The sequence below is a fragment of the Rhodococcus sp. P3_B8 genome (assembly GCF_056402775.1).
Map to the genome: position 1 here is coordinate 1 of NZ_JBFUGT010000680.1, position 810 is coordinate 810.

Annotated in this window: 1 pseudogene; it reads right to left on the reverse strand. The window is 64.4% G+C overall.

The features are described 5' to 3' along the window. Positions 1–628 precede the first annotated feature (628 nt). Positions 629–810 (reverse strand): annotated as a pseudogene (locus tag AC1D1G_RS45715) (IS3-like element ISMyma10 family transposase); the annotation flags it as partial.

Consider the following 810-nt stretch of genomic DNA (forward strand, 5'->3'; position numbering starts at 1 on the left):
GGGTCTGCCGTGGATCCGTACCTCAGGTCTACCCCGCATATCCCATTAAGGCAATGGACGTGCATTCGAGCGCCCCGGGCGATGCCTCCCGCTCATCCTGTAGCCGAGCCGCACAGGTCGCCGACCTGATCCGTTGGGGGCGACAGACCTCACGCCTGAGGCGTACAAAGGAAAGACACCGATGAGGCACGGCCGGTGGCAACAGAGGCCACCACCGGCGCGAAATACGTGACTGGTGGAGCGATCTCCTCTCGTCCTACACCGAGAGGACATCGCATGAGCGTTCCGTGGGTGCCGCGGGCACGATCGGATGCGTACTGGGAGAAGCAAATCTGCGAGGAAGCACACGCCCGCGAGAATGCCGAAGCGAGTGAATCCACAGCGGCTGCGAAACGCCCGACCCTGGTTGACCACATCCGTGGGCTCCGCAACGTCGCCGACCCACCTGCAGATCACGGCGAGTAGTCAAGTCACCTCGGACAGTTCGCGTCCCGGCTTGCGGGATCGTCTGCCACTGGACCCTTTTCGCCCACGCGGGGGATGCTCGCGGTCGCCACCATGGCGGCGAGCACGGCTGCGCCGGCGAGGATCAGGTAGGTGAACCATCCCGGGTCTCATGCACACACTGTCATTTGTGTGCGACCGGTTGATCGGCACGGTGTTCAGCGTAGTACTTGGCTTCGTACTCGGCCGGTGGGATCCGCCCGAGACGATGCATGAGCCGGCCGGTGTTGTACCAGTGCACCCACGCCGAGGTGGCCTCCTCGACGTCACCGATGGTGCGCAGCGGCCCCTTGCGGAACGGGGAAT